The sequence below is a fragment of the Streptomyces lincolnensis genome (assembly GCF_001685355.1).
Lineage (GTDB): Bacteria > Actinomycetota > Actinomycetes > Streptomycetales > Streptomycetaceae > Streptomyces > Streptomyces lincolnensis.
In genome coordinates this window covers 2738974-2763228 of the sequence record NZ_CP016438.1, presented here as the reverse complement: position 1 = coordinate 2763228, position 24255 = coordinate 2738974, and the positions used below count along the sequence as shown (strand labels likewise).

Here is a 24255-nt window from a genome sequence, read left to right as displayed (position 1 = left end):
ACCTCTTCGATCCTCGCACGCGGTGCTGACAACGTTCACGGCCGGGAGGCGGCGGCGGGTCGCGGTGGTGGGGTCCGGTCGCGGGTTCGGCGGTGGGTTCAGTGATGGGGTTCGGTGGCGCCGTGCCGGGCCGGGGCCTCGGTGGGGGCGGAGTGTCAGTGGGGCGTGGCAGGATCGGGGTCGTGGCAGAGACAGCATCGAAGAAGACCGAGAACACCGCCGACGGCGCGCGCCCCCGCCTGATGCTCATGGACGGGCACTCGCTGGCCTACCGCGCGTTCTTCGCGCTGCCCGCGGAGAACTTCACGACCGCGACGGGCCAGCCGACGAACGCGATCTACGGCTTCGCGTCGATGCTGGCCAACACCCTGCGCGACGAGGCGCCCACGCACTTCGCGGTGGCCTTCGACGTGTCCCGCAAGACCTGGCGCTCCGAGGAGTTCACGGAGTACAAGGCCAACCGCTCCAAGACCCCGGACGAGTTCAAGGGCCAGGTCGAGCTGATCGGCGAGCTCCTCGACGCGATGCACGTCGCCCGGTTCGCCGTCGACGGCTTCGAGGCCGACGACATCATCGCCACGCTCGCCACCCAGGCCGAGGCCGAGGGCTTCGACGTGCTGATCGTCACCGGCGACCGCGACTCCTTCCAGCTGGTCAGCGAGCACACGACCGTGCTGTACCCGACGAAGGGCGTCTCCGAACTGACCCGGTTCACCCCGGAGAAGGTCTTCGAGAAGTACGGGTTGACGCCCGCGCAGTACCCCGACTTCGCCGCCCTGCGCGGCGACCCGTCCGACAACCTGCCGGGCATCCCGGGCGTCGGCGAGAAGACCGCCGCGAAGTGGATCAACCAGTTCGGGTCGTTCGCCGACCTCGTCGAGCGCGTCGAGGAGGTCAAGGGCAAGGCCGGGCAGAACCTCCGCGACCACCTGGAGGCCGTCAAGCTCAACCGCCGGCTGACCGAGATGGTCCGCACCGTCGAGCTGCCCAGGACGGTCCCCGACCTGGAGCGCGCCCCCTACGACCGCAAGACCGTCGCGATGGTTCTCGACACCCTGGAGATCCGCAACCCCTCGCTGCGGGAGCGGCTGCTCGCCGTCGACCCGGGCGCCGAGGAGGCCGACACGACGCCGGTCGTCGCGGCCGGAGTGGAGCTGGACGGCGCCGTGCTGGGCACCGGCGAGGTCGCCCCCTGGCTCACCGAGCACGCCACCCAGGTCCTCGGCGTCGCCACGGTCGACACCTGGGCGCTGGGCGCCGGCTCGGTCACCGAGGTCGCGCTCGCCGCGGCCGGCGGAGCGGCCGCCTGGTTCGACCCGTCCCAGCTCGACGAGGCCGACGAGACGGCGTTCGCCGCCTGGCTCGCCGACGCCGAGCGGCCCAAGATCTTCCACAACGCCAAGGGGGCGATGCGGGTCTTCGCCGAGCACGGCTGGAGCGTCGCCGGGGTCGGCATGGACACCGCCCTCGCCGCCTACCTCGTCAAGCCCGGCCGCCGCTCCTTCGACCTGGACGCGCTGTCCCTGGAGTACCTCGGCCGTGAACTCGCCCCCGCCGCCGCGGCCGACGGCCAGCTCGCCTTCGGCACGGACGAGGGCGCCGAGGCCGAGGCGCTGATGATCCAGGCCCGCGCGGTGCTCGACCTGGGCGAGGCCTTCGCCGGGCGCCTGGAGGAGGTCGGAGCCGCGGACCTGCTGCGGGACATGGAACTGCCCACGTCCGCGCTGCTCGCCCGGATGGAGCGGCACGGCATCGCGGCCGACCGGCCCCACCTGGAGACCATGGAGCAGATGTTCGCCGGCGCCGTCCAGCAGGCGGTGAAGGAGGCGCACGCCGCGGCCGGGCACGAGTTCAACCTCGGCTCGCCCAAGCAGCTCCAGGAGGTCCTCTTCGGCGAGCTGGCCCTGCCGAAGACCAAGCGCACCAAGACCGGCTACACCACGGACGCCGACGCGCTCGCCTGGCTCGCGAACCAGACGGACAACGAACTGCCGGTGATCATGCTGCGCCACCGTGAGCAGGCGAAGCTCCGCGTCACGGTCGAGGGCCTGATCAAGACCATCGCCTCGGACGGCCGGATCCACACGACGTTCAACCAGACGGTCGCCGCGACCGGGCGGCTGTCGTCCACGGACCCCAACCTCCAGAACATCCCCGTCCGTACCGACGAGGGGCGGGCGATCCGGCGGGGGTTCGTGGTCGGGGAGGGGTTCGAGTCCCTGATGACCGCGGACTACAGCCAGATCGAACTGCGGGTCATGGCCCATCTGTCCGAGGACGCGGGGCTCATCGAGGCGTTCACCTCCGGCGAGGACCTGCACACCACGGCGGCGTCGCAGGTGTTCGCGGTCGAGCCCGCAGGGGTCGACGCGGAGATGCGCCGCAAGATCAAGGCGATGTCCTACGGGCTTGCGTACGGGCTGTCGGCCTTTGGTCTCTCCCAGCAGTTGAACATCGACGCGGGGGAGGCGCGGGCCCTCATGGACGCGTACTTCGAGCGGTTCGGCGGCGTGCGGGACTATCTGCGCCGGGCGGTCGACGAGGCGCGGGCCACGGGGTACACCGCGACGCTCTTCGGGCGCCGCCGCTATCTTCCCGACCTCAACAGCGACAACCGTCAGCGCCGTGAGGCCGCGGAGCGGATGGCTCTCAACGCGCCGATCCAGGGCACCGCCGCGGACATCGTCAAGATCGCCATGCTCCATGTGGACCGCGCGCTGCGTGAGGCCGGCCTTCAGTCCCGCATGCTCCTCCAGGTCCACGACGAAATCGTCCTCGAGATCGCTCCGGGCGAGCGGGAGACCGCGGAGGAACTGGTCCGCCGCGAAATGCAGAACGCCGTGTCCCTGAGGGTTCCGTTGGGTGTCTCGGTGGGCGACGGTCCGGACTGGGAGTCGGCCGCGCACTAGCGCCGTCCGGCGGTTGTGGGCGTCGGATGCCTGCGGCGCGCTGTGCGGCTTCGGTGGGGGCGGGTGTAGCGCCCAGGGTCGCGTTGTGGGTCGGGGCCGGGGCGGGGGGTCTCCGTCCTCGGTCCGGCGGTGCTGTTGGGCCTGGAGGTGCTGCGTGTTGGACGCCGGCCGCTGCGGGCGGACACCCCCCGCCCCGTCCCCTTACCGCCGTGGGCGGCTGAGACGCCCACCGTCCGGAGGGTGCCTCATGCCCGACGGCGACTTCCGCTTTCCAGGGGCGCGGGGAACTGCGCGACCAGCCACAACGAACCCGCAGCCGCCATACGACCGAACAAGGCACCCCAGACGGCGAAACCCGCACAGAGGGCCCTACGGCAACCACACCCACCCCAGGGGCGCGGGGAACTGCGCGATCAGCCACAACGAACCCGCAGCCGCCATACGACCGAACAAGGCACCCCAGACGGCGAAACCCGCACAGAGGGCCCCACGGCAACCCCACCCACCCCAGGGGCGCGGGGAACTGCGCGACCAGCCGCAACGAGCCCGCAGCCAAGGCACAACCTCACCCGCCACCCCGCGGAGCGCGCGTCACTCGCGTGGCCCCCGCAGAGACGCAGCCGGGCCGCCCCGCCCGTAAGGATGCGGGCATGGGTATACGCATGCTCCAGTGCCGGAGGGGTCGAGGGCGGACGCGGGGACAGGTGCACGTCGAGGACACCGCCCCGGTCCCACCGCCGACGCCGGTCCCGGCGTTCGCGGTCAAGGCGAGTACCGCCCGCATACCGGCGGACCTGACGACGGCTCTGCGCAGGACGGCCACCGGTGTCGGTGCGGCCGTCCGGGGCCGAAGGGGCAAGAAAGGGGCCCTGGACGTCGTAGACGAGGGGGAGGCGTCCGTGTGGCGGGTGTGGGTGGATCTGGGGCTTGGTTATCTGGCCCTTGCGCTCGCGCTGCTGCCGCGGGACCGTCCGTTGCCCAGTGTCACGGTGTTCACTACCGCGGTCGACGAGCGGTCGGGTGGCTCGGCTCGGATCCCGGGTGCTCAGGAACCGTGGCCGGACGCCAGGTTCTGACTCCCGCGGCGTACAGGACGACGCCGAGGACGAGGCCCGCGCCGGCGCCGAAGCAGAGGGTCGGGATCAGTTCCCAGGGCTTCGCGGTGGAGCCCCAGTAGTCCCACCACCGGGTGGCCCGCTGGACCGCGGCCACCAGGGCGCAGCCGCCGATGACGGCGGCGGCTAGCCATCGGTCCCGGGCGGACAGGATCGGTACTCCGGTGGGTTCGGCCGTCGGCGGTGTCCGGCGCAGCGCGTGTGCGACGAAGGCGGCGATCACGATCGCGGCCACCGCGGATCCGCCGTACTGGAGGTACCAGTACAGGGGGGAGCCCGCGATTTCCTCGCCGAGGACGGGGAAGATGCGCATCCCCCATCGGTCGAGATGGGTGAAGGCGTCCCAGACGACGTGGGTGAGGGCGCCGAGGGCGGCGGAGACGTACCACCAGAGCACTGTGGCCGGGCGCAGGCGTGTGCGGGGTGTCCCGGAGTGGACGGAGTGGAGGAGCGCGGCTGGGCGGCCCTGCTGGGTCCGGGGGAGCAGGGCCAGCAGTGGTTCGCGGACCAGTAGCCACAGTCCGACCAGGGCCCAGGCGATGAGTACGTCGATGGTGAAGACGCCCAGGAAGGAGTGGGTCACCTCGCCGAACTCCATGGCCCCGGACAGGACACTCGCCGCGTAGTAGGTCATGTCGGGAGCGAAGGAACCCGCCACGAGTGCGGACGGTACGAGGTTTCCCCGGCCGGTTCCGTCGGTGCGTACGGCGGGCAGGACGGCTGCCGCATGGCTCAGGGTGAACGGCAACTGGGCTCCTGGAGACGGGTGATCGGGTCCGTCCAGTATGAGCGACACGAACACGCCACGATCGAGCACGGCCAACCGGTAAAAATCGGTCACGAACGGGTGCCCGCGCAAAGGAAGTTGTCGTAGGGTCGCCTGGGTCACCGTGCCGGGGAGCTCGGTCGAACGCGCGAACAAGGAATGAATGCCGAGTGCGGGGGCAACCCCCAGGGCGGGCCGACCGTCACAACTGGACGAGGGTCACCGACACAGACGGGCGCTCGGGCGTCCACGGGAGGGGTTCGATCTATGGCGGCGCAATTCGGCAGGAGGCTGCGCAAGGGGGCGGCTACCACCGCCGTGGCAGCGGCCGCGGTCGCGGCCCTGTCCGCCTCTCAGGCTCCGGGGGTGACGGCCGAAGGCCAGGACAGACCGACCGCCACCGGTGCCGAGACCGCGCCCGACGCGGCCGCCGGCGACAGCCCGACCGCGAACGGCCCCTATTACACGGACCTGCCGCCGCTCAACAGCCCGAGCCCTTCGCCGACCCTCGACACACCCGTCATGCCGGGCACGTCCGAGGCGGGCATCCCCGCGACCGTCCTCGACGCCTACAAGAAGGCCGCGGCCGAGCTGCGGTCGTCCAAGCCCGGCTGCAATCTGCCCTGGGAACTCCTCGCCGCCATCGGCAAGGTCGAGTCCGGCCAGGCGAGCGGCGGCCGTGTGAGGGCCGACGGCACCACGATCACCCCGATCCTCGGCCCGCAGCTCGACGGCAACGGCTTCGCGCTCATCAAGGACACCGACGACGGCGCGTACGACGGCAACAGCACCTACGACCAGGCCGTCGGCCCCATGCAGTTCATCCCCTCCACCTGGGCCTGGGCGGGCCGGGACGGCAACGGCGACGGCACCGAGGACCCCAACAACATCTACGACGCCGCGTTCGCGGCCGGGCACTACCTGTGCCGCTACGGCTGGGACCTGTCCACCGACGGCGATCGCGAACGCGCCATTCTCAGCTACAACAACTCGCGGGACTACCTGAACACGGTCCTGTCGTGGCTGGAGTACTACCGCGAGGGCACCCACGAGATCCCGGACGGCACCGGCTCGCTGCCGGGCGACCGCAGCGACAACGGCGGCTCGGGCTCGGTGAGCCCCACGCCCACACCCCCGGCCTCGCCCACGCCGCCCGGCAGCAAGCCGCAGAAGCCCGGCGGCGGTGCCTCGAACCCGCCGTCGACGCGCCCGCCCGGCACCACTCCACCGAGCACGCCCCCGCCGAGCACCACTCCGCCCGGCACCCCCCAGACCCCGACCGACACGGTGGCCCGTCTGGAGGACGCGGGTACGGCCGCGCTCACCGCGCAGGCCGGCGACGCGTTCACCAAGAAGATCAGCACCCGTGCCGAGACCAGGAGCGGCGAGGCCGTCGCCAAGGTCCGCGTCCGCTTCACGATCATCGGTGACACCGACGCCACCTTCACCGGCGGCGAGAGCGTCGCCACGGTCGTCACCAACAGCTCCGGCACGGCCGTGGCGCCCGCGCTCCGGGCCGGCGAGAAGACGGGCGGCTTCACCGTCCGCGCCACCGTCGTCGGCCGCACCATCGGTGGCCTCGACTACAAGGCCACCGTCACCGAGCGCGCCGCCGACACCCTCACCCGCACCAGCGACACCGCGCTGACCTGCGTCCCGGGCGGCGAGTTCGCCGACCAGGTCGAGGTCAAGGCCATGTACAAGGGCGCCGTCGCGGACAAGGTGGCGGCCACCGCCACCCTGATCAAGTCGGCGATCGACCCGACCGAGAACGACAAGGGCCCCTACTTCAAGGACGCGGACGGCAAGACCGTACGCACCCTCACGGGCCTTCGGACGGACGAGAACGGCCTGCTGAAGCTGCCGAAGCTGTACGCCGACGACACCGCCGGCACGTACGTACTGCACATCACCACGGCGGGCGGCGCGTCGATCAACGTCCAGCTGACCGTCGAGGCGGCCGCGACGTCCTCACCGAGCCCCTCGCCCTCCACCTCGGCGACGGAGAGCGCCTCGGCCAGTCCCAGCGCGTAATTCCCCGTACGGCATCGGCGGCGCCCTTCTTGAGGAGGGGCGCCGCCGACGTGTGCGCGACCTGTTCTCATCTCACCCGCCCGTTGCTACGGTGCCGGATCTGACGAGGTATCAGTTCCTGCGCCGGGAGGCCCGCATGCGCGCCCTGATCGCCGCCGCGAGCGGTCTCGCCCTCGCGTTCGCCCTGGTCCTCACGATCACCGCGCTGGGGTCGCCGACCGGCACGACGTCCCCTAAGCCGCTGCTGACCACGGTGCCCGCCCACCCGTAACCGGCCGTCAGGGAGGTCGAGATGCGCCGCAAGACCAGCCTGGTCCTGCTCGCCCTCGCCGTGTTCTTCGCGGCACTGTCCCCACTGCTGCGCTACTACGCCTTCCCGCGCCTCGCCAAGATCCCGGCCGGCCAGTACCAGGACATGGTCCTGGAGGCGAAGGACGCCACCCTCCTCGACTACGGCACCATGAAGGCGAAAAAGGTTCCCCGGGTCACGATCGTGCAGACCCTCAAGGGCAACGTCGAGGCCTCCGAGCAGGTCGAGAAGGCGGCGGGCAAGGACGTCGTCGTCTGGGACGGGCTGTCCTACGTGGTGGGGCCCGACGGCAGGATGGTCTCCAGGATTCCCGAGCGCTACATCTTCGACGCCCATACCCAGGAACCCGTCCACGCTCCCGGCGAGATGGTCGACGGCGACCCGGTGAAACGAGAGGGCATCGAGTTCAAGTGGCCGTTCCTGACGGAGAAACGGGACTACGAGTACTTCGACGCCCAGGCCCGTGTCACCGCCCCCATCCACTACAAGGGCACCCAGGACTTCCGCGGCGTCGAGGTCTACTACTTCGAGCAGACCATCCCGTGGACCAAGGTGCCCTTCCCCAAGGCCCTGCCGGTCCAGGGCATCACCCCCGAGTCCGTCGCGAAGACCGGCACCACCCGCTGGTACACCACGGTCCGCAAGTTCTGGGTCGAACCCCTCACCGGCGCCCCCGTCTACGGCGAGGAGATCCACCGGGAGGAACTGCGCGGCGGCTCCCTGCTCGGTGACCGCGAGAAGGTCACGGCGTTCGCCGGCCACGTGAAGATGCGCGAGGACTACATCGAGCACACCGTGGACCTGGTCAAGTCCAACCGCACCCTGGTCCTGCTGATGACCTCGTACCTGCCCTGGGGCTTCCTCGGCCTGGGCGTCCTGCTCCTGTCGCTCTCCCTCTACCTGGAGGCCCGTGGCCGACGGCCGGGCGAGCCGGAGCCCGCCGAGAACTCGGAACCGGAACCGGTCACCGCCTGAGCCGCGCGTTCGTGAACCGCGTCGGCTCCGCGGCCGCCGGGTCCTCGGGCCAGGGATGCTTCGGATACCGGCCGCGCAGTTCCGCCCGTACGCCCTTGTAGCCGTCCTTCCAGAAGGACGCGAGGTCGGCGGTGACGGCGGCCGGCCGCCCGGCCGGGGAGAGGAGATGCACGAGCAGCGGCACACCGGCGATCCGCGGTGACTCCTGCAACCCGAACATCTCCTGCACTTTCACGGCGAGCACCGGCTGTTCAGGGCTGCCGTAGTCGATCCGGATCCTGGACCCACTCGGTACGGCCATCCGCTCCGGCGCCAGCTCGTCGAGCCGCGCGGCCTCCCCGGAGGCCCAGGGCAGGAGCCGTTGCAGTGCCGCCCCGGCGTCGATCCGCGCCAGGTCGGCCCGCCGCCGGGCCCGCCCCAGCTCGGGCTCCAGCCACTCGTCCACGCGCGCGTGGAGCGCGTCGTCCGAGACATCCGGCCAGGGCTCCCCCAGGTGCAGGCGCACAAACGCGAGCCGCTGCCGCAGTACGACCGCCTCGGGCGTCCACCGCAGCAACCCGAGCCCCTCCTGCCGCAGCCCTTCGAGGAGGGCCTCGCGCATAAGGGCGGGATCGGCGTCCCTCAGCGGCCGTGCGGTCAGCTCGATCGCCCCGAGCCGCTCCACGCGCCGGGCGACGACGTCTCCGCCGGCCCAGTGGACCTCCTGGTGCTCGGAACGCAGGGCTGCCGCCGCCGACCGGGCCAGGTCCTCGTCGATCACCGCGGCGAGCTGCACGCGCGCGTGCCCCTTCCCCACGGGCCGGTCCGCCACGGCCACGGCGATCCAGGGAGCGCCCCGCAGCGGAGACCCCTCGGCAAGCTCGGCCCGCGTCCCCGACGCCATCAGGTACGAACCACCCACCCCTTTGGCAACACGCTCGGGAAAGGCGAGAGCGGCGACGAGCCCGGCGACACGGTCGACACCCTCGACACCGGGTCCTGCGGGCCCACCCGCACGGGCGCCTGCCGACCCGCCTGCGTCCCGCGAACCGCCGGTGGCACGGGCGGCCTCCTCGGACACCGCCCGCAGTCGCCGCACCTCCGCCCGCCAGCGGGCCGCATAGGCGTCACCCCCACGTCGGGCGGACCGTACGGCGGCGGCCAGGTCGTCGCCGTACTCCCGAGGGGGCTGCTCCGACAGCAGTGCGACGACTTCGGCTCCGGCGCCGGAGGTGTCCAGCAGGGCGCGCCCCAGGCGGGGGTGCAGCCCCAGCCGGGCCAGCCGGACGCCTCGTTCCGTGGCCCGGCCGGCGGGGTCCACGGCGCCCACTCCCGCGAGAGCGGCCCGTGCCGCCGCCATCGCACCGGCCGGCGGCGGATCCAGCAGCGCCAGTCCGGCGGCGTCCGGATCGCCCCAGCAGGCCGCCTGGAGGGCGAACGCCGTCAGGTCGGCCACTTTGATCTCCGGTGAGGGGAAACGCGACAGACGGACGTCCTCCGCCTCCGCCCAGCACCGGTACACGGCGCCGGGCGCCTCACGCCCGGCCCGTCCCGCCCGCTGCCGCCCCGCCGCCTGCGAGGCCCGCACCGTGGCCAGCGCGCTCAGCCCGCGCGCGTGGTCCACCCGCGGCTCCCGCGCCAGCCCCGAGTCCACCACGACCCGCACACCCGGCACCGTCAGCGACGACTCCGCCACCGCGGTCGCCAGCACCACTCGGCGCCGCTCGCCGCCGGCCAGCACCGCGTCCTGTACGTCGGCCGGGGCCCGCCCGTGCACCTGGAGCACGTCCACCTCGCCGAGAGCCCCCAACTGCCCGGCGACCCGCGCGATCTCGCCCACGCCCGGCAGGAAACACAGCACGTCCCCGTCCCGCTCGGCCAGCGCCCGCCGCACCACCGACGCCACATGCGTCAGCAGCGCCGGATCGACCCGCATCCCGTGCGGCGGCCGTACCGGACGCACCGGCGGCGCCCACACCACCTCCACGGGATACGACGTCCCCCGCGCCTCGACCACCGGAGCCCCGCCGAGCAGCCCGGCCCACCCCTGCGCGTCGGTCGTCGCCGACGCCGCCACCAGCCGCAGCTCGGGACGGAGCGTCTCGCGCACGTCCCACAGGAACGCCGCCACGGTGTCCGCGTCCAGATGCCGTTCATGGCATTCGTCCAGCACCACCACGTCGACACCACCCAGCTCCGGGTCCCGCTGCAGCCGCTGGAGCAGCACACCCGTCGTGACGACCTCCACGCGCGCGTGCCGCCCGACCACCCTCTCCCCGCGCACGGTGTAGCCGACGCTCCCGCCCACCTTCTCGCCCAGCAGCCAGGCCATGCGCCGGGCGGCGGCGCGGGCCGCGATCCGCCGCGGCTCGGCGACGACGACCCGCCGCGCGGGCGCGCCGTCGTCCAGCAGACCCGCCAGGGCGAGGGGGACCAGGGTCGTCTTGCCCGTGCCGGGAGGCGCCACGAGGACGGCCGTGCCGTGTCCCTCCAGGGCGTCGTTCAGGCCACCGAGGGCACTGCGTACGGGAAGGGAGTCCAGAGCGTCGTAGCGGATCACGCCCTCAGTCTCGTACGCACACGAAGATCGCCGTCCCCGGGATCAGATTCCCGCGCAGCGGCGACCAGCCGCCCCACTCCGAGCTGTTCCAGGCCGGCCACTCCGGCTCGACCAGATCCACCAGACGGAAACCCGACGCCGCGATGTCGCGCACCCGGTCACCGAGCGTCCGGTGGTGCTCGACGTACACCGCGCGGCCCTGCTCGTCCTGCTCGACGTACGGAGTGCGGTCGAAGTAGGAGGCCGACACGGACAGGCCCTCCGGGCCCGGCTCGTCCGGGAACGCCCAGCGGATCGGATGCGTCACCGAGAACACGAGCCGGCCCCCGGGGCGCAGCACCCGGTGCAGCTCGCGCAGGACCAGACACGGGTCGGCGACGAACGGCAGCGCCCCGTACGCCGAGCACGCCAGGTCGAAGGAGCCGTCCGCGAAGGGCAGCGCGCTCGCGTCGGCGCATACGAGGGGGAACGCGCCGCCGATCCGCAGCGCGTGCTGGAGCTGGCGGTGGGAGATGTCCAGGGCGACCGGCCGGGCACCCTGCGCGGCCAGCCAGCGCGCGCACTGGGCCGCGCCGGCGCCGATCTCCAGGACGTCCCGGCCCTTCAGCTCCTCCGGCGGGCCGAGCAGCTCGGCCTCCACCTCGTCGAGGCCCTCGGGACCCCACACGAAACGGTCGTCCCCGAGGAACGTGCCGTGCTCGACCTGGTACTCGTCCGCGTTGCGGTCCCACCAGCCCCGGTTGGCCCGGGAGCTCTCCGCGACGTCGGCGGTGCGGCGGGTGGCCGCCGGCTCGGACTCCGGCCGCGGCTGCGGCTCGGACGATGTGGACTCTTGGATGATCTGCTCCCTCGTCGTACTCTTCGGTCACATCTGCGACGCCACCCCCTTCCGGGGGTGTCACGGAAGAGGTGTCCTGGGCCCGCATGGCCTCCAGAGACAGTTCTTGTGCCGGGTATGCGGCGATCCGCCCCGGGTGTGCGCCTTCGCGCATTGACCCTGCCTGGCTGCCCCCGTATGCTACAAGTTGCGCTGCGGGCCTGCGCTCCTCAGACGTAGCAGGCTGCGCTCGCATCTGTTGTATGTCCCCTCGGTTGTCGAGGCGCCACCAGAGTTTTATTGGTGTGGCGCTTCCTTGGCTGTCCGGCTTCTTCAGAGCGAAACGGGCTCCCGGCGTAAGCAGTACCTACGACTCACCGTCCGTACCGGAGCCCTTTCCCACATGACGAGCAGCACCGAGACCACCTCTACCACTCCGCAGGTAGCGGTCAACGACATCGGTAACGAGGAAGCCTTCCTCGCCGCGATCGACGAGACGATCAAGTACTTCAACGACGGCGACATCGTCGACGGCGTCATCGTGAAGGTCGACCGGGACGAGGTCCTGCTCGACATCGGTTACAAGACCGAAGGTGTCATCCCGAGCCGCGAGCTCTCGATCAAGCACGACGTCGACCCCAACGAGGTCGTCGCCGTCGGTGACGAGATCGAAGCCCTTGTTCTCCAGAAGGAGGACAAGGAAGGCCGCCTGATCCTCTCGAAGAAGCGCGCCCAGTACGAGCGCGCCTGGGGCACCATCGAGAAGATCAAGGAAGAGGACGGCATCGTCACCGGTACCGTCATCGAGGTCGTCAAGGGTGGTCTCATCCTCGACATCGGCCTCCGTGGCTTCCTCCCGGCCTCCCTGGTCGAGATGCGCCGCGTTCGCGACCTCCAGCCCTACGTGGGCAAGGAGCTCGAGGCCAAGATCATCGAGCTGGACAAGAACCGCAACAACGTGGTCCTGTCCCGCCGTGCCTGGCTGGAGCAGACCCAGTCCGAGGTCCGCCAGACGTTCCTCACGACCCTCCAGAAGGGTCAGGTCCGTTCCGGTGTGGTCTCCTCGATCGTCAACTTCGGTGCCTTCGTGGACCTGGGTGGCGTCGACGGCCTGGTCCACGTGTCCGAGCTCTCCTGGAAGCACATCGACCACCCCTCCGAGGTTGTCGAGGTCGGCCAGGAAGTCACCGTCGAGGTTCTCGACGTCGACATGGACCGCGAGCGTGTCTCCCTGTCGCTGAAGGCGACCCAGGAAGACCCGTGGCAGCAGTTCGCCCGGACCCACCAGATCGGCCAGGTCGTGCCCGGCAAGGTCACGAAGCTGGTTCCGTTCGGTGCGTTCGTCCGCGTGGACGAGGGCATCGAGGGTCTGGTCCACATCTCCGAGCTGGCCGAGCGCCACGTGGAGATCCCGGAGCAGGTCGTCCAGGTCAACGACGAGATCTTCGTCAAGGTCATCGACATCGACCTCGAGCGCCGTCGCATCAGCCTCTCGCTGAAGCAGGCCAACGAGGCGTTCGGTTCGGACCCGGCCTCGGTCGAGTTCGACCCGACCCTGTACGGCATGGCCGCGTCGTACGACGACCAGGGCAACTACATCTACCCCGAGGGCTTCGACCCCGAGACCAACGACTGGCTCGAGGGCTACGAGTCCCAGCGTGAGGTGTGGGAGAACCAGTACGCCGAGGCGCAGACCCGCTTCGAGCAGCACCAGCAGCAGGTCATCAAGTCCCGCGAGGCCGACGCGGCTGCTGCCGCCGAGGGCGGGGACGCTGCGGGTGCCGCTCCGGCCGCGGGTGGTGGCGGCGGCGGTGGCGGTTCGTACTCCTCCGAGGGTGCGGACACCTCCGGCGCGCTGGCTTCGGACGAGGCGCTTGCCGCGCTTCGCGAGAAGCTCGCGGGTGGCCAGAGCTGAACGCCTGCCGCTGAGGCTTAGCGGTTGAGTTGAGGGGCCGTACCTTTCGAGGTGCGGCCCCTCAGCGTTGTCCGGGTTTCGTTTTCGCCGCCGGCCGGTGGGGGCTTGTCGCGCAGTTCCCCGCGCCCCTGACGGGGCGCGTTTGTCGTTCCCCGTCATGAAAGACCGTAAGAGATGGGCTGATCAGGGGCGGCTGTGGGAATGCCGCTGTTCCAGGGCGTGTTGTGCTGTACGAACACGAGGAGGAGCGGTCACAGTGCTTGATCCGCAGGGTTTGTACGCATGGGAGCCGAAGGGCCTCGCCGTGGTGGACATGGCGCTCGCCCAGGAGTCGGCCGGACTTGTCATGCTCTACCACTTCGACGGATACATCGACGCGGGCGAGACCGGCGACCAGATCGTCGACCGGCTCCTCGACTCGCTGCCCCAACAGGTCGTCGCCCGCTTCGACCACGACCGGCTGGTCGACTACCGGGCCCGGCGCCCGCTGCTGACGTTCAAGCGCGACCGCTGGGCGGCGTACGAGGAACCGACCATCGACGTGCGCCTCGTCCAGGACGCCACCGGGGCGCCCTTCCTGCTGCTGTCCGGGCCCGAGCCGGACGTGGAGTGGGAGCGGTTCGCCGCGGCCGTCCAGCAGATCGTGGAGCGGCTCGGTGTCCGGCTGTCGGTGAACTTCCACGGCATCCCCATGGGCGTCCCGCACACCCGCCCGGTGGGCCTGACCCCGCACGGCAACCGCGCCGACCTCGTCCCCGGCCACCGCAGCCCCTTCGAGGAGGCCCAGGTGCCCGGCAGCGCCGAGGCCCTGGTCGAGTACCGCCTCATGGAGGCCGGCCACGACGTCCTGGGCGTCGCCGCGCACGTGCCGCACTACATCGCCCGTTCCCCCTACCCGGACGCGGCGCTGACGGTCCTGGAGTCCATCACGGCGGCGACCGGCCTGGTCCTGCCGGGCATCGCGCACTCCCTGCGCACGGACGCCCACCGCACGCAGACCGAGATCGACCGGCAGATCCAGGAGGGCGACGAGGAGCTCGTCGCCCTCGTCCAGGGCCTTGAGCACCAGTACGACGCCGCTTCGGGCGCCGAGACCCGCGGCAACATGCTCGCCGAGCCCGTCGAGATCCCCTCGGCGGACGAGATCGGGCGGGAGTTCGAGCGGTTCCTGGCCGAGCGGGAGGGCGACGGCTGAAGGGCGGTCCTGCCGGGTGCGCCGTCGGTGGCAGGGCCTAAGCTGCCGGTCATGTTGAAGGTGGGCCTGACCGGCGGTATCGGTGCCGGCAAGAGCGAGGTGTCGCGGCTGCTCGTGGAGTGCGGGGCCGTACTGATCGACGCGGACCGTATCGCGCGCGAGGTCGTGGCACCGGGTACGCCCGGTCTCGCCGCCGTCGTCGACGCCTTCGGTACGGAGGTGCTCGCGGCCGACGGCAGCCTGGACCGGCCGAAACTCGGCTCGATCGTCTTCGCCGACGCCGACAGGCTCGCCGTACTGAACTCGATCGTGCACCCCTTGGTGGGCGCCCGCTCCCGCGAACTGGAGAGCGCGGCCGCCGAGGACTCCGTCGTCGTCCACGACGTCCCACTCCTCACGGAGAACGGCCTCGCGCCGCTCTACGACGTCGTGGTCGTCGTCGACGCGAGCCCCGAGACCCAGCTCGACCGGCTCGTGAGGCTGCGCGGCATGACCGAGCAGGACGCACGCGCGCGCATGGCCGCCCAGGCCACCCGGGACAAGCGCCGGGAAATCGCGGACATTGTCGTCGACAACGACGTACCGCTGGAAGAGCTGCGGCAGCGCGTGCGGGACGTATGGGACGAACTCGTCCGCAGGGCACACGCGCCTCGCAAGGCTCCAGAGGCCCCTCAGGAATAGCGGACCGCCGTCCGGGCGTTGAACCCTTCCAGTGAGGGAAGGACTCTGCCGTGCCCGAGACCAGCGGATCGACCGGACGTACTCCGGAGACGCACGTCATCGACTTCCGTGCCGCCGAGCAGCTGCTCGCCGCGCGGGACCCGCGGGGTGCGGTGAAACTGCTCGACCCAGTCATCGCCGCGCACCCGGAGAACACCGCCGCACGGCTGCTGCGCGCCCGCGCCTTCTTCGCGGCGGCGCAACTGCGGCCCGCCGAGCTGGAGTTCACCATCGTCCTGGAACGCGAACCGGACAACGCGTTCGCGCACTTCGCGCTCGCCCGGACCTACGAGCGACAGAGCCGGCCCGAGCAGGCCAGGCGCCACTTCCGGCTGGCGGCCGCGCTGGACCCCAAGCCCGAGTTCCTGAAGGCGGCGCGCTTCGAGACGTGAGGCGCGGACCGCACCCGCCGGCTCGCGCCTCTACGGTGGCCCGGGGCGACGGTTCTCCGGTGGTTGGGGGCGAGGATTCTCCGCCGGGCGGTACGGCGGGATGTCCGGGCCCGGCTGGTAGTGCGGCCCCTGCCGGATGTGCCTGAGGATCATGATCAGGTCGGCGGTGACCACCAGCCACAGCACCCCGCAGGCGATCGCCCAGCCCGGCCGCCCGGCGAGGGCGAAGGCGACCGTGCCGAAGACCGCCCAGATCAGCCCCCACACGCTCAGCCAGAAACGGACCCGCAGCGCACTGCGCGCCGTCCTCGGTTCACTGCCCGTACGCATCCGGATCACCACTCCCCGGATCACCACTCCTGTCTGCAACGTACTCTTCGGAGCGAGCGTTCACCACAGGGCTCCGGCCGGGGGCCCGAACAGGGGGTTCACCACGTGCTGCCGGATGCCGACGAGCTGGCCGAGGTGCTGCTGGACCTCGCCGTCTCGCACGAGGACATCAACGAACTCGTCAGGATGGGCCGGCGGGTCATGGACGACCCGGAACTGCGGCCGTTCCTGGAGGCGTCGGTCGAGGAGCTCGTCCGGGACATGGGCGGGATCGGCGGCTCGGTCGAGCTGCCCGAGCTGGACTGGCCGTCGGGTGCCTTGCAGCGTTGCTTTCCCGCGTACGTGTTCGTGGCCGCGCTGCCGCACACGCGCGCGTACCACCGCGAGCTCGGCGTGCCCGCCGACGTCTCCCGGCACACCCTCGCCGACCTCGGGCGCAACATGGCCGTGCACCGCAGGCGCTACGGCCTGCCGGGCGTCCTGGCGCCCCACTGGCTGACCCATCACTTCCGGGGCGAGCTCTACCAGTTGGGGCGGCTCCAGTTCGAGCGGGCGCGGTGCGGGGAGCGCACGGTGCGGGCGCTCGCGGCGGCCGGACTGGACGTGGCCCCCGGCACGCCCTGTCTCAACCTGCACATCCCCGACTTCCTCGGCCCGCTGTCACCGGCCGCCTGCGACCGCTCGCTGGCACTGGCCCGGGAGTTCTTCGCGCGGCACCACCCCGAGGAGAAGTACCCGGCGGCGCTCTGCCACTCCTGGCTGCTCGACCCGCAGCTGAAGCGGTATCTGCTCGCCGACTCCAACATCATCCGGTTCCAGGAGCGCTTCCGGGTCGCCCGCGAGGACACGGAGCCGTCGGACACCGAGCCGGTCCAGTTCGTCTTCGGGGACCCGGACCTGCCGGCGGAGAACCTGCCTCGGCGTACGTCGGTGGAGCGGGCGGTGGGGGACCACCTGCGGGCGGGCGGCCACTGGTACGTCGGGCACGGCTGGTTTCCGCTGTAGGCCGGGCTCGGGGGCTCACTCGTCCGGGTGAAGGGGCCGTGGGAGGGAACGGCCGTGCGGATACGGGCCGTTGGACGGGCATGGAGCTGAAGATGCGAGCGGGATATCAGGGGACCGGGCCCGGAGCGATCACCCCGGACGGCTGTGCCGTCGAGCTCTACTCACGGCTGCCGGTGGGACCCGAGCCGGACATCGTCGCCGGGGCGGTACCGGCGGGCGCGCACATCCTGGAACTGGGCAGCGGAGTGGGACGCATGACCCATCCGCTCCAGGAGCGGGGCCTGACGGTGACGGCGGTGGACGAGTCCGCCGAGATGCTGGAGCGCGTCCGCGGGGCGCGCACCATATGCGCTCCGATCGAGGACCTCGACCTGGGCGAGACGTTCGACGTGGTGCTGCTGGCGTCGTTCCTGGTCCACGCCGGGGACGTGGAGGTGCGGCGCGGGCTGCTGCGCACCTGTGTCCGCCATGTCGCGCCGGGCGGCTGTGTGCTCATCCAGCGTGAGGGCGAGGACTACCACACCCGTGTGCCGCGTGAGCGGGTCGACCCCAGCGGCTTCACCCTCCGGATCGCCTCCTCGGAGCCGCTCGGCGGCGGAGTGCACTCGGTGCGCGCGGAGTACGAGTTCCCGGACGCCACCTGGACACAGACGTTCCGGGCCCGTCCGCTGACGAAGGAACAGTTCGAGGAGGCACTGGGCGAGGCAGGGCTGCGCGTGGACCGGTATCTGACGGAGGACCGGATATGGGTGCGGGCGGTGCCCGCCTGAAAACGGGGCGGGGTACGGCGATGAGTTCGCGGACGGGCCCCGGTCTACCTCTGTGACTGCATCACGGACCGCTTCACACAGGAGACCCCGATGTCCGAGACCACCGCTTCCGTCACCCCCGCCGCTTCCTCCCCCGTCATCGGCGAGTCCGCGACCGCTCGTGGGCGCCGTGCCCGGATCGCCCTGCGCACGCTTCAGGTCGTCCTCGCGCTGTTCTACGTGATCGCGAGCGCGGTGCCCAAGCTGATCGCGCACCCCTCGGCCGCCGAGGGCTTCGAGACGATGGGCTGGGGCAGCGCGGGGATGTACACCGTCGGCCTCCTCGAACTCGCCGGAGGGATCGCCCTGTTGATCCCGGTCCTCCAGTCCGTGGCGGCCGTGGCACTGAGCGGCCTGATGGTGGGCGCGTTCGTCGTCACCCTCACCTACTTCAACGGGGAGAACGCGGCCACGCCGCTGATCCTGATCGTGCCGCTCGCCCTCATCGCCTGGGCACGCCGGGACAGCAATCAGCGGCTGCTGCGGCTGGTGACACGACGGGGGTGACGACGGGTCGGCCGTCCGGCGTCGGCGCCGGTACGGGTGGATGTCGGGAGGCCGTCGTGTCCGGGTGGTCAGGGCTTGTGGTGGTCGGCGCTTCTGCGGGAGGCCTCCAGGCCGCGGAGGCGTTCCAGCTCGCGGCGGTCGCGCTTGGTCGGGCGGCCCGCGCCGCGGTCGCGGAGTGCGATGGGGGCGACGGCCTCGCGGGGCGGGGGCGGCGGACTGTTGTCGACATAGCACTGGACGGCCACGGGGGCGCCGACCCGCTTGCGGATCAGCCGCTTGACGACGACGATCCGCTCGCGGCCCTCCTGCCGTACGCGCACCTCGTCGCCCACGCGCACGGAGTACGCGGGCTTCACGCGCTCGCCGTTCACCCGGACATGGCCGCCCCGGCAGGCGGTGGCGCCCTGGGAGCGGGTCTTGACCAGGCGGACGGACCAGATCCAGCTGTCGATGCGCACGTTCGCGCCACTGTGCGGACCGGCCGCCTCGGCGGCGGACACGGCGGCGGCGACCTTGGGGTCCAGGTCCTGCGGGGCGGTCGGCCGGCCGGTGTCGGTGTCGGTGCCGGTGGGCGTGCCCGCGTCGGTGTCGGCGCCGGTGCCGTTCGTCCCGGCCGTCGTGTTGTCGTCCGCGTGCTCAGCAGCCATGTCTCCGACCTTAATGCCCTGGGGACGGAGGAGCGGATGGGTTTTCCGCGCGGGAGGGGGGTGGGTGCACAGGGGTGTTTCGGTGTCGGGTCCGGCTCTTTCGTACGGTGGAGGAATGGACAGTGACGGTCGGGACGGGCTGGGCGGGCTCGATCGGCTCGATGAGCGGGTCGCCGGCTGCCGGGCCTGTCCCCGGCTGGTCGCGTGGCGGGAGGAGGTGGCCCGTACGAAGCGAGCCGCCTTCGCCGACTGGACGTACTGGGGCCGGCCGGTGCCGGGGTTCGGCCCGCCGGACGCCCGGCTGCTGATCGTCGGCCTGGCCCCGGCCGCGCACGGCGGCAACCGCACCGGGCGGATGTTCACCGGCGACCGCTCCGGGGACGTGCTGTACCAGGCGCTGTACGACGTGGGGCTCGCCTCGCAGCCCACGGCCGTCTCCGCGGACGACGGCCTGGAACTGCGTGGCGCGCGGGTCACCTCGCCCGTGCACTGCGCCCCGCCCGCCAACAAGCCCACCCCCGAGGAGCGGGACACCTGTCGGCCCTGGCTGGTGCGGGAGCTGAACCTGCTGCGGCCCACCCTGCGGGCCGTGGTCGTGCTCGGCGCCTTCGGCTGGCAGGCCGCGCTGCCCGCGTTCGCGGAGGCGGGCTGGACCGTGCCCCGTCCGCGGCCCGCCTTCGCCCACGGGGCGCGGGTCGTGCTGGACGGCCCCGCCGGCCCCGCGGGACCCAGGGACACGGGCTCCGCCGCGCTCCACCTCTTCGGCTGCTTCCACGTGAGCCAGCGCAACACCTTCACCGGCCGCCTCACACCCGTGATGCTGCGGGAGGTGCTGCGCACGGCGGCGGAGGCGGCGGGACTGTACGGCACGAAGTAGGGCCCTAGGACGGTTCGGCGTCCCCGAACAGCTGTCGTACCGTCGAGCGGTAGTTGGTCCGTACGTGGGCGAGCGCGTGGGCGCGGGCCCGGTCGGGGTCGCCGGAGGCGATCGCCTCGTACAACTCGCGGTGTTCCACGAGGAGTTGGGGCCACTCCTCGTTGCGCCGGGTCATCCAGCGCAGGCGGCCGGCGACGGGCTCCAGGGCCTCGACCAGCAGGCTGTTGTCCGCCATCGCCACGATGCGGTCGTGGAGGCGGCTGTTGACGTCGGTGATCGTCTCCGCGTCGCCCGCCTCGGTCGCGGCGGCGGCCCGGTCGAGGAGTTCCTCGACCTCGGCGAGATCCTCGGGAGTCGCACGGTCCGCAGCGAGTCCGGCCGCGTAGACCTCCAGCGCCTCGCGCAGTTCGAAGAGCTCCTTGACGTCGTTCGGGGTGAGACGGCGTACGACGATCCGGCGCGGGGTCTCGAAGTGGACGAAGCCCTCGGTGACCAGGGCGCGGATCGCCTCGCGGACCGGCACCCGGGAGACGCCGAAGCGCTCGGCCAGCTCCCGCTCGACGAGCCGGTCGCCGGGGCGCAGACCGCCCGCGATGATCTCCTGGCGCAGGGTGGCCAGGACGCGTTCGCGCACCGCCCCGAGGGGTTCGATCTTCGTCGTCGTGGAGCTCATGAGCCCATCTTCGCCGACCTGGGGCGTGTTTTACGGAGCGTTAACAATAAGGACATCGGTCGGAACGGTTGACGAGGGGACCATGTCCGCAGTTTGGTATACCAAACGCGTTGCCAAGCGATCGGAACCAGCCACCCCCCCCGAGTGCTCCTCCTCCGTCCCCGGCTCCTCATGGAGGCCCCGTGTCCCTCGCCGACTCTGCCGAAGCCACCGGCACAGCAGCGTTCGTCCCCGACCCCCGGCTCACCAACGAAGACCTCGCGCCCGCCGAGAAGCGCAACTGGAAGGTCTTCGACCTCTTCGCCATGTGGATGTCCGACGTCCACAACCTCGGCAACTACACCTTCGCCGCCGGACTGCTCTTCCTCGGCATGAACGTGTGGCAGATCTTCACGTCCCTGCTCGTCGGCTTCGTGATCATCTACATCGGGATGAACATGATGGGCCGCATCGGACAGCGCACCGGTGTGCCCTTCCCGGTGGTCAGCCGGATCGCCTTCGGTGTGTGGGGCGCCAACATCCCCGCCCTGATCAGGGCCGTCATCGCCATCATGTGGTACGGCATCCAGACCTACCTGGCCTCCGTCGCCGTCAACGTGATGCTGCTGGCGGCCTGGCCGAGCCTGGAGTCCTGGACGCACAACTCCTTCCTCGGGCTCGACGCGCTCGGCTGGGTGTCGTTCGTGGCGCTGTGGCTGGTCCAGGCGGCGATCATCAGCCAGGGCATGGAGTCGGTGCGGAAGTTCCAGGACTTCTGCGGCCCCGCCATCTGGGTCGTGATGATCGCCCTGGCCGTGTGGATCCTGTGGAAGGCCGGCTGGACGATCTCGCTGACCAGCACCCCGCATCCGGTCTCCGTCGGCGAGCAGTGGCGGCAGTGGTTCGGAGGCGTCGGCCTGATCCTCGCCACCTACGGCACGCTGATGCTCAACTTCTGCGACTTCTCCCGCTTCTCGCCCGACTACAAGAGCGTCAGGCGCGGCAACTTCTGGGGCCTGCCGGTCAACTCCACGGCCTTCGTGATCCTGTCGGTCGTCGTCACGGCGGGCGCGTTCGAGGTGTTCGGCAAGGAGATCACCGAGCCCGCGTACCTCGTCGCCGAGATCGGCAACACCTGGGTGCTGGTGCTCGGCGCGCTGACGTTCGCCATCGCCACCATGGGCGTCAACATCGTCGCCAACTTCGTCTCACCGGCGTACGACCTGGCCAACGTCTGGCCGCAGAAGATCACCTTCAAGATCGGCGGCATGATCAGCACCGTGGTCGCGCTGCTGGTGACCCCGTGGAACCTCTTCTCCAACCCCACGGTCGTCAACTACTTCCTCGGCGGCCTCGGCGCCTTCCTCGGCCCGCTGTTCGGCGTGATCATGGTCGACTACTACCTGGTCAAGCAGGGCCGCATCAATGTGAACGACCTGTTCAACGCTGAGCCCGGCTCCCCGTACTACTACCGCAAGGGCGTCAACCCCAAGGCGCTGTGGGCGTTCCTGCCGTCGGCCGCGGTCGCCGCGGTGCTCGCTCTGTGGAGCGAGTTCAGCGAGGTGGCGCCGTACTCCTGGTTCATCGGCACGGCGCTGTCCGCCGGGCTGTACCTGGTGCTGTGCCGCTCCGAGCGGGCGGCCAACTCCGTAGCCGTCGCCGCCGCCGAGAAGTCCGTGGAGGTCTGAGAGACGTGCGGATCGTCGTCACCAACTGCAACACCACGCAGGAGATGACCGAGGAGATCGTACGAGGTGCCCGGGCCGCCGCAGGCCCGGGCACCACCGTGACCGGGTTGACCCCGTCCTGGGGGCCCGAGTCGGCCGAGGGCTGGCTCGACAGCTATCTGTCGGCGGCGGCGGTCATCGACCTGGTGCGGACGTACGACAGCCCCTACGACGCCGTGGTCATGGCCGGCTTCGGCGAGCACGGGCGGGAAGGCGTCCGGGAGTTGGTGGACGTCCCGGTCGTCGACATCACCGAGGCCGCCGCCCATCTCGCCTGTCTGCTCGGCCGCCGGTACGGGGTGATCACCACGCTGGAACGGTCGTGCGGCCAGATCGAGGACAGCCTGGAGCTGGCGGGCGTGGGCCGCAACTGCGCCGCCGTCGTCGGCACGGGCCTCGGTGTCCTCGACCTCGGGGACGCGGCGCGTACCGAGGCCGCGTTCCTGACGGCGGCCGAGCGGGCGTGCGCGGCCGGCGCCGAGGTGCTGGTCCTCGGCTGCGCCGGGATGACCGGACTCCAGCGGGTGGTGGGGGAGAAGCTCGGCCTTCCGGTCGTCGACGGGGTCGCGGCGGCGGTCAAGCTCGCCGAGTCGCTGGTCGCCCTGGGCCTGACCACGAGCCGGGCCGGGAGCTATGCGAAGCCGGTGCCTAAGCGGCGGGTGTGGGGGGCGTCTCCGGGACGACCGCCGTCGCCGTGATCTCCACCAACTGGCCCGTGTACCCGAGGCAGGCGACCCCGAGCAGGGTCGACGAGTGCGGGCCGGTGCTGAGCCCCGACGCCTCGACGACCTCCCACACGGCGGACAGCACCGCGGGCTCACTGCTCACGACGTACACGTCCGTCGACACGACGTGCGCCAAGTCGCTGCCGACCGCCCGCAGTTGCTCACCGAGATTCGCCATCACCTGCCCGGCCTGCCGGACGGGATCCCCCGCGCCGACGATCTTCCCGTCGGCGTCGAGGGGTACCGCACCCGCGAGGAAGGCGAGCTTCGTACCGGTCTCGACGACGGAGGCGTGGGAGTAGGTGGGCGGCGGGAAGAGACCGGGCACGGTGACACGCTGGATCACGGGGACTCCTGACGCGGGTGACGGGTGACGGGTGACGTCCCGATCATCCGCGCCCGGGACCACCACCGCATTCGAATTTCCCGGCCGGGACTACGCTGAGTGACTGCTTCCTTGATATCGCGCACCACTGACAATGGGGGTCCGCCTTGTCCGACGCCGGCTTTCTCGACAGCGTCGCCGATCGTCTCGCCGCCCTCCCCACGGTCCGGGCGGTGGCCCTCGGCGGCTCCCGCGCCCAGGGCACGCACAAGCCCGACAGCGACTGGGATCTGGCCGTGTACTACCGCGGTCCCTTCGATCCCGCCGATCTGCGCGCGCTCGGCTGGGAGGGCGAGGTGTCCGAGGTCGGCGGCTGGGGCGGCGGGGTGTTCAACGGGGGCGCGTGGCTCACGATCGACGGGAGGCGCGTGGATGTGCACTACCGCGACCTGGACGTCGTAGAGCATGAGGTGGCGGAGGCGGAGGAAGGGCGGTTCCGGGTGGAGCCGCTGTTGTTCCATCTGGCCGGGATTCCCAGCTACTTGGTGGTCGCGGAACTGGCGATCAACCGGGTGCTGCGGGGTGAACTCCCGCGCCCGGCGGCCTATCCGGACAAGCTGCGGCGCACGGCGGGCGAGCGCTGGTACGGCACGGCCCGCGCCACCCTCGCCTACGCGAGATCCCACCACGCCCCGGCCGGCCGTCTCACCGAGGTCGTCGGAGCCGTCGCCACGGCCGCGGTGCAGACGGGGCACGCCGTACTGGCGGCGCGTGGGGAGTGGGTGACCAATGAGAAGCGGCTGCTGGAGCGGGCCGGGTTGCGGGCGGTGGACGGGATCGTGACGGGTGCCGGTGCCGGTGCCGTTGCGGGTGGCGACGCGGCCGAGGAAGCGCTGACGGCGGCGATCGACGAGGCGGAGCGGCTGTTCGCAGCGGCGGTGGAGGCCGCGGCCTCTTGACGCCG

The 24255-nt window shown here is 71.3% G+C and carries 22 protein-coding genes; 15 read left to right on the top strand and 7 right to left on the bottom strand.

From position 1 onward, the window contains the following. The first annotated feature begins 182 nt into the window (after positions 1-182). Entirely contained in the window at positions 183-2909 is a 2727-nt protein-coding gene (gene polA / locus SLINC_RS12240) for a DNA polymerase I (protein ID WP_067430747.1), read from the top strand. A gap of 996 nt (positions 2910-3905) precedes the next feature. Here polA and SLINC_RS12235 read toward each other — a convergent pair. Continuing rightward, entirely contained in the window at positions 3906-4772 is an 867-nt protein-coding gene (locus SLINC_RS12235) for a DUF4184 family protein (RefSeq protein ID WP_067430745.1), read from the bottom strand. Between the two features lie 285 nt (positions 4773-5057). Between SLINC_RS12235 and SLINC_RS12230 the strand changes: the two genes are divergently transcribed. The 3 genes from SLINC_RS12230 (at position 5058) to pgfA (ending at position 8109) form a co-directional block, all read left to right on the top strand. Continuing rightward, positions 5058-6824, top strand: coding sequence for a lytic transglycosylase domain-containing protein (locus tag SLINC_RS12230; protein ID WP_067430742.1), 1767 nt, complete (start codon positions 5058-5060; stop codon positions 6822-6824). Between the two features lie 136 nt (positions 6825-6960). Beyond that, complete coding sequence (locus SLINC_RS47265; protein WP_107406815.1) at positions 6961-7095, top strand: SPW_0924 family protein; 135 nt, start codon at positions 6961-6963, stop codon at positions 7093-7095. A 21-nt stretch (positions 7096-7116) separates the two neighbouring features. Then, the gene (pgfA, locus tag SLINC_RS12220) at positions 7117-8109 is read left to right on the top strand and encodes a cell envelope lipid trafficking protein PgfA (protein ID WP_067430738.1); all 993 of its coding nucleotides are present in this window, start codon (positions 7117-7119) and stop codon (positions 8107-8109) included. Here the strand turns inward: pgfA and hrpB are convergent. Both hrpB and SLINC_RS12210 read right to left on the bottom strand, forming a co-directional pair. Next, positions 8099-10648: an ATP-dependent helicase HrpB gene (gene hrpB, locus SLINC_RS12215; RefSeq protein WP_067430736.1), complete on the bottom strand. Its 2550-nt coding sequence runs from the start codon at positions 10646-10648 to the stop codon at positions 8099-8101. The genes pgfA and hrpB overlap by 11 nt on opposite strands. A 4-nt stretch (positions 10649-10652) precedes the next feature. Next, a complete protein-coding gene (locus SLINC_RS12210) occupies positions 10653-11489 on the bottom strand; it encodes a class I SAM-dependent methyltransferase (protein WP_225988526.1) in 837 nt (278 codons plus the stop codon). A 379-nt stretch (positions 11490-11868) separates the two neighbouring features. Between SLINC_RS12210 and rpsA the strand changes: the two genes are divergently transcribed. From rpsA to SLINC_RS12190, 4 genes are all read left to right on the top strand, one after another. Further along, positions 11869-13380: a 30S ribosomal protein S1 gene (gene rpsA / locus SLINC_RS12205; protein WP_067430729.1), complete on the top strand. Its 1512-nt coding sequence runs from the start codon at positions 11869-11871 to the stop codon at positions 13378-13380. A 256-nt stretch (positions 13381-13636) separates the two neighbouring features. Continuing rightward, positions 13637-14575 (top strand): PAC2 family protein, encoded by a 939-nt coding sequence (locus SLINC_RS12200; RefSeq protein WP_067430726.1) that lies wholly within the window; start codon positions 13637-13639, stop codon positions 14573-14575. Positions 14576-14626: 51 nt separating this feature from the next. Further along, positions 14627-15256: a dephospho-CoA kinase gene (gene coaE / locus SLINC_RS12195; RefSeq protein ID WP_067430722.1), complete on the top strand. Its 630-nt coding sequence runs from the start codon at positions 14627-14629 to the stop codon at positions 15254-15256. A gap of 50 nt (positions 15257-15306) precedes the next feature. Continuing rightward, complete coding sequence (locus tag SLINC_RS12190) at positions 15307-15687, top strand: tetratricopeptide repeat protein (RefSeq protein ID WP_067430719.1); 381 nt, start codon at positions 15307-15309, stop codon at positions 15685-15687. Positions 15688-15717: 30 nt separating this feature from the next. On the opposite strand, the gene SLINC_RS12185 is transcribed toward SLINC_RS12190, so the two are convergent. Then, positions 15718-16017, bottom strand: a complete 300-nt coding sequence (locus SLINC_RS12185; protein ID WP_182449158.1) for a DUF6343 family protein — start codon at positions 16015-16017, stop codon at positions 15718-15720. A 105-nt stretch (positions 16018-16122) separates the two neighbouring features. Here SLINC_RS12185 and SLINC_RS12180 point away from each other — a divergent pair, with 105 nt between their 5' ends. The 3 genes from SLINC_RS12180 (at position 16123) to SLINC_RS12170 (ending at position 18338) form a co-directional block, all read left to right on the top strand. Beyond that, positions 16123-17022, top strand: a complete 900-nt coding sequence (locus SLINC_RS12180) for an acyltransferase domain-containing protein (RefSeq protein WP_067430715.1) — start codon at positions 16123-16125, stop codon at positions 17020-17022. 92 nt (positions 17023-17114) lie between these two features. Next, a complete protein-coding gene (locus SLINC_RS12175; RefSeq protein ID WP_067445254.1) occupies positions 17115-17792 on the top strand; it encodes a class I SAM-dependent methyltransferase in 678 nt (225 codons plus the stop codon). 90 nt (positions 17793-17882) lie between these two features. After that, positions 17883-18338, top strand: a complete 456-nt coding sequence (locus tag SLINC_RS12170; protein WP_067430713.1) for a DoxX family protein — start codon at positions 17883-17885, stop codon at positions 18336-18338. A gap of 68 nt (positions 18339-18406) precedes the next feature. On the opposite strand, the gene SLINC_RS12165 is transcribed toward SLINC_RS12170, so the two are convergent. Further along, entirely contained in the window at positions 18407-18985 is a 579-nt protein-coding gene (locus SLINC_RS12165; RefSeq protein ID WP_067430710.1) for an RNA-binding S4 domain-containing protein, read from the bottom strand. 115 nt (positions 18986-19100) lie between these two features. Between SLINC_RS12165 and SLINC_RS12160 the strand changes: the two genes are divergently transcribed. Continuing rightward, positions 19101-19862, top strand: a complete 762-nt coding sequence (locus SLINC_RS12160; protein ID WP_067430707.1) for a uracil-DNA glycosylase — start codon at positions 19101-19103, stop codon at positions 19860-19862. Between the two features lie 4 nt (positions 19863-19866). Here the strand turns inward: SLINC_RS12160 and SLINC_RS12155 are convergent, their stop codons facing one another. Continuing rightward, positions 19867-20535 (bottom strand): GntR family transcriptional regulator, encoded by a 669-nt coding sequence (locus tag SLINC_RS12155; RefSeq protein ID WP_067430704.1) that lies wholly within the window; start codon positions 20533-20535, stop codon positions 19867-19869. Positions 20536-20717: 182 nt separating this feature from the next. Here SLINC_RS12155 and SLINC_RS12150 point away from each other — a divergent pair, with 182 nt between their 5' ends. Together SLINC_RS12150 and SLINC_RS12145 are read left to right on the top strand one after the other, a co-directional pair. Next, positions 20718-22202 carry an NCS1 family nucleobase:cation symporter-1 gene (locus SLINC_RS12150; protein ID WP_067430702.1) on the top strand — a complete coding sequence of 495 codons (1485 nt, stop codon included), beginning with the start codon at positions 20718-20720 and terminating at the stop codon, positions 22200-22202. A gap of 5 nt (positions 22203-22207) precedes the next feature. Beyond that, on the top strand, positions 22208-22939 hold the full coding sequence (locus SLINC_RS12145) for an aspartate/glutamate racemase family protein (protein ID WP_067430700.1): 732 nt from the start codon (positions 22208-22210) through the stop codon (positions 22937-22939). Here the strand turns inward: SLINC_RS12145 and SLINC_RS12140 are convergent. Further along, entirely contained in the window at positions 22890-23312 is a 423-nt protein-coding gene (locus tag SLINC_RS12140) for a RidA family protein (protein WP_067430696.1), read from the bottom strand. The two genes, SLINC_RS12145 and SLINC_RS12140, sit on opposite strands and share 50 nt — an antisense overlap. 146 nt (positions 23313-23458) lie before the next feature. On the opposite strand from SLINC_RS12140, the gene SLINC_RS12135 reads away from it, so the two are divergent. Beyond that, positions 23459-24250, top strand: coding sequence for a nucleotidyltransferase domain-containing protein (locus tag SLINC_RS12135; RefSeq protein ID WP_067430694.1), 792 nt, complete (start codon positions 23459-23461; stop codon positions 24248-24250). The last annotated feature ends 5 nt before the right edge of the window (positions 24251-24255 follow it).

Bases quoted from the DNA above. Each gene is read 5' to 3' on its own strand.
- rpsA (WP_067430729.1), top strand. From the start codon at position 11,869: ATGACGAGCAGCACCGAGACCACCTCTACCACTCCGCAGGTAGCGGTC.
- SLINC_RS12160 (WP_067430707.1), top strand. From the start codon at position 19,101: ATGGACAGTGACGGTCGGGACGGGCTGGGCGGGCTCGATCGGCTCGAT.
- SLINC_RS12165 (WP_067430710.1), bottom strand. From the start codon at position 18,985: ATGGCTGCTGAGCACGCGGACGACAACACGACGGCCGGGACGAACGGC.
- coaE (WP_067430722.1), top strand. From the start codon at position 14,627: ATGTTGAAGGTGGGCCTGACCGGCGGTATCGGTGCCGGCAAGAGCGAG.
- pgfA (WP_067430738.1), top strand. From the start codon at position 7,117: ATGCGCCGCAAGACCAGCCTGGTCCTGCTCGCCCTCGCCGTGTTCTTC.
- SLINC_RS12170 (WP_067430713.1), top strand. From the start codon at position 17,883: ATGTCCGAGACCACCGCTTCCGTCACCCCCGCCGCTTCCTCCCCCGTC.
- SLINC_RS12175 (WP_067445254.1), top strand. From the start codon at position 17,115: ATGCGAGCGGGATATCAGGGGACCGGGCCCGGAGCGATCACCCCGGAC.
- SLINC_RS47265 (WP_107406815.1), top strand. From the start codon at position 6,961: ATGCGCGCCCTGATCGCCGCCGCGAGCGGTCTCGCCCTCGCGTTCGCC.
- SLINC_RS12185 (WP_182449158.1), bottom strand. From the start codon at position 16,017: ATGCGTACGGGCAGTGAACCGAGGACGGCGCGCAGTGCGCTGCGGGTC.
- SLINC_RS12230 (WP_067430742.1), top strand. From the start codon at position 5,058: ATGGCGGCGCAATTCGGCAGGAGGCTGCGCAAGGGGGCGGCTACCACC.
- SLINC_RS12155 (WP_067430704.1), bottom strand. From the start codon at position 20,535: ATGAGCTCCACGACGACGAAGATCGAACCCCTCGGGGCGGTGCGCGAA.